Annotated in this window: 5 protein-coding genes and 1 pseudogene; 1 reads left to right on the top strand and 5 read right to left on the bottom strand. The window is 45.6% G+C overall.

Going from position 1 to position 3,715, the window contains the following annotated elements; all coding sequences use genetic code 11:
• Positions 1-211, top strand: a pseudogene (locus BN161_RS26305) (hypothetical protein); the annotation flags it as partial.
• Between the two features lie 176 nt (positions 212-387).
• Here BN161_RS26305 and BN161_RS26300 read toward each other — a convergent pair.
• From BN161_RS26300 to traM, 5 genes are all read right to left on the bottom strand, one after another.
• Entirely contained in the window at positions 388-954 is a 567-nt protein-coding gene (locus BN161_RS26300; RefSeq protein WP_044271978.1) for a hypothetical protein, read from the bottom strand.
• A complete protein-coding gene (locus BN161_RS26295; RefSeq protein WP_044271975.1) occupies positions 951-1,394 on the bottom strand; it encodes a DUF3872 domain-containing protein in 444 nt (147 codons plus the stop codon). Before BN161_RS26295 ends, BN161_RS26300 begins: the two co-directional genes overlap by 4 nt.
• Positions 1,395-1,403: 9 nt before the next feature.
• Positions 1,404-1,988, bottom strand: coding sequence for a conjugal transfer protein TraO (locus BN161_RS26290; RefSeq protein ID WP_044271974.1), 585 nt, complete (start codon positions 1,986-1,988; stop codon positions 1,404-1,406).
• Position 1,989: 1 nt separating this feature from the next.
• A complete protein-coding gene (gene traN, locus BN161_RS26285) occupies positions 1,990-2,994 on the bottom strand; it encodes a conjugative transposon protein TraN (RefSeq protein WP_044271973.1) in 1,005 nt (334 codons plus the stop codon).
• Between the two features lie 49 nt (positions 2,995-3,043).
• Positions 3,044-3,715 (bottom strand): conjugative transposon protein TraM (gene traM / locus BN161_RS26280; RefSeq protein WP_044271971.1); only part of this gene is annotated, 672 nt, incomplete at its 5' end.

Genomic DNA, 3,715 nt, shown 5'->3' with positions numbered 1-3,715 from the left:
GTCCGTATTTGACGAACCCATCAAAGACTATAAAGAAGCCGTCAGACAGGGTATTTGCCAGTTGGAACAGCAATACAGCAAGGCAGAACGCTATTCTGTTGCCGATAGAAGCAATTATAATCCCAAAGTGATAAGCAAACTCAAAAATAAACTATTGGAACTGAAATGCCGGTACACCCAGCCCCAACAACTTACATTGGCGCTGTTCTAAAAACAAAATCCTCTTGCCCATTATCAGGCAGGAGGATTTTTATTTATGTAAGGGAAAAGTCTATCCAATCTCTTTTCCCCATAATTCTATGTCAGTCGGCGCATGATATAAATCCCATCCGATACACCCCCATATAGCAATAAGGAAGCCACAATAAACAAGCAAAGCAGTCATTACTACCTCAATTTAGTTAAAGGTTCAATCAACCTCTTCATATCCTCACTCATCCGGCTTTGCTCATATTTGGATCGGCTTAAATTCTCAAAGACAATTTGTTTAGGCAGAACCTTATAACAAAAATAACTTGAACCGAAATAAGCCGCATTTTTCTCCGTAAACTGGATACGTTTGTCAAACAAAAGCATTTGCATCTCTTTATCCTTGAACAGACGTACCGGAGCACTGCTGTTCAACCATAAATTAGATAAAATCAGTGCAAAAGGCTTTCCGAAAGATAAGCAACGTTCCACTACTTGCTGCTTTTTGCTGAAAGGAGGATTTGATACAATCATCCCCCATTTCATTGGCTCATAATTAAAAAAGTCTTGCCCGGTGCAAATATGGGAATGGACAGTATTTATACCGGCAGCTTTCAGAGCAAGTACAAATTCGCTGTTTTCCGTATCAAACGGACACCATACGGTTTTATCCTTTGGTATGTACTTTATAATAGGAGCAACCGCATAAGCAGGAGTATATTGCTCATCACTGCTAAAGCGTGGATTATACCCGGCATAAATCATTCTTCCTCCTCCTTATCCTGACTTTCATTATTGAAACTGAAAGATTTCTGTATCATTTGTCCGAATGAATCGACAATATAAACATCAATCGTCTGCTGGTCAGTACTCATAGATTTATAATACAGGCGGAATATTTCCTTTTCCAGCGGGTAAAGGTCATTCGGGAGAAGAATCGTCCCGTCTTCCAAGCGTAACTGCCCCTTGCCATCCGGTTGGAAGTAACGGATAAAATACTTCGTTTCCACATACGTTCCGCCTCTAACCAACTCATAGCGTATTTCCGCTTCCTCGCCTATTACGATTTTATTCTGTACCGGCAGTGTTGCCATATCAAACTCATACACCTGTTGCACGTCCAACTTGTCACTACACGCTACCACACACACGATACCGGTCAATACAAGACCGAGCACGAATATTGTTTCAAACATCTTCTTCATATACCTTTATTAATTGATTAAGAATTTAAGCCCCAGACCAAATTGAAAATGAAACTTACCCGTATCACTTCCCCACAAGCACCGCTCGCGGGCGTTCAGTAACAGAACCACCCGGTTACTCAAATAACTTTCCAGTTCCAGCGATACAGCACCCCCATAGACAAAGTTATCGCCACTTCGCAGGGTAGAACCGTCATAGAGCAACTTGTCCCCCCAATTATTCGTTTCATATCCCGCCAAAGCCGAGCTGCCCAACGAAAGCAGAAACACCTTGTTCGCATCCGAAAGAAAAGTATAGTAATACCCGCCCTCCGCAGTAAATTGCGAGGTAGGTATGCGGATAGCCTTATACGGATGATACTTTTGCAGGTACTCCGCACCGAACACCCACCGGTTGCAATGTCGGGTATAAGTATCCAGCGACAGCCCGAAAGAATACCCCAGCTCATTACGTTTGTCGGACGAATGGAAACCGTCCGCCATTCCTCCCGTAATCCGGATGCCATGCATACCCGGCAGGCAGCGTTGGGCGTATGCCTTGTCCGTCAGGACAAAGCACACTACCATACACAATAAAAATAGAAACTTCTTCATCTTATTTCATTTTCAGTTCGTTAATCACTCTTGCACGGATTAGCTCCGCATTTCCGATCACAAATTTCTGATGGCGTCCGCCCGCCTGCTCATTCATTTCCACCACCAGCTCCTTATCGTCCGGCAACGTAAATTTAGGTAACGTAAAGACCGTTCTCTCCCTGCTCTTCCCGTTGACCACCGTCACATAATTATACGCACGCAGCGGAACAATCACCTGCTCCTGAATGGCTGTACGTTTCGCAATCTTTCTGTCTACCACCTTAAAAGTGATATAGTCCACATGAAAAGGCACGTTGGACGAGTTTTTCAACTCCGTATGGAAATACAGTAACCCGTTGTGCGTATAAATCCCTTTCAACGTATATTGAATACCGAACCTTTTACAGCCGATATGCTTCACCAGCCTGTCATTGTTGGCATGGATAGACTTCATAATCAGCCGTACCAGCAACGGCGATTCGCTGCCCAATTCTTTCAGATAAACCTCCATCGAGTTATTCGGTCGGTTCACCGCTTCGCCGTCATGGATAAAATCCTTCATCTCGATATTCAACTTCGTAGGCTCATCCGCATACTTCACATTAAACGTGTAATAACTGCCATCCTCCGTAATCACCGCAAGATTGGTTTCCCGTGAGAAATCACGCAGTGCCGCTTTCACGCGCAGCACATTTTCCGAACCGTCCGCTTTTCCGGCGATAATGTCCGCAGAACCCAAGTCTACATAACGGATAGCCGCAGGAAAAATCAGATGTACCGTTTTATTAAAAGTCACTTCTAACCCATAGGGAGGAACCATCCGGTCAAAAGTCACCGTCCGGGTAAGCCCCTCGTACAAATCCCCCGTAGAAAGACTTTTACGCACCTCTTCCTCGTTTGCATCCTCCTCTTCAGCAGCAACCGCTTCCGTTTCCTGTTGCACCTTTTCCACTTTTACTGTCTTTTGTGCGTATGCACCCGATACACTTGCACAAAAGGCAAGCATCAAAATCAACTTTTTCATAAATACTTCTTTTTAAATTGTTTACGATTGTTTTTTAGAGATACATTTCTTACTGTCCCGGCAAGAGATAAAACTCATGGTTAGCTTTGAGTGTCACCTTTACCGTTCGGAACTTCTTCGCCAGATATTGCGATGCCCCCTGAATGACACCCTTTCCCAAGTCCGCAGCCAGTTGTGCCCCGGCATCCTCCGTGATGGTAATGCTCGTTCCGAGTGACGACCCCATGTTCGCCGCCATCTCCTTCACCGCGTTCAGTTCCTCCGATTCAGGCACAAACACCCCCTTCATACCATTTGTATCATATACATCCAGATTGATGGGAGTCACACTCTCCCCGTAGCTGACCGAACTCACCTTTATCTCCATCCGTTCACCGTTAACTTTTGCCGTACCGGTAACCATTGTTCCCGATGGCACATACTGTTCTCCCGCCATCATCGGCTCCAATAACCGGAGCTGCACTTCCTTCCCGTCCGTCAGCGTGACGGTCTGGTACACACAGGCACGGATAGTATTCTTCGCAATACCTTCCACCTCTGTTTGTACCGTATTGAATCCCAGATTGCGAGGCTTACTGTACACCCTTACAAAATCCGCATCACTCATCGGCGGAGCTAGCAGCGACACCACTCTCTTCTTTACCTGTCCCACCGGCACAGTGACAGTCCGGGCATTTCCCATGCCCTTGTTCCCGGCGGTGGCAACCTCCGCCTTTTCCGA

It is taken from the genome of Bacteroides timonensis (assembly GCF_000513195.1).
Taxonomy (GTDB): domain Bacteria; phylum Bacteroidota; class Bacteroidia; order Bacteroidales; family Bacteroidaceae; genus Bacteroides; species Bacteroides timonensis.
This window is presented reverse-complemented; position numbering and strand designations above follow the sequence as displayed.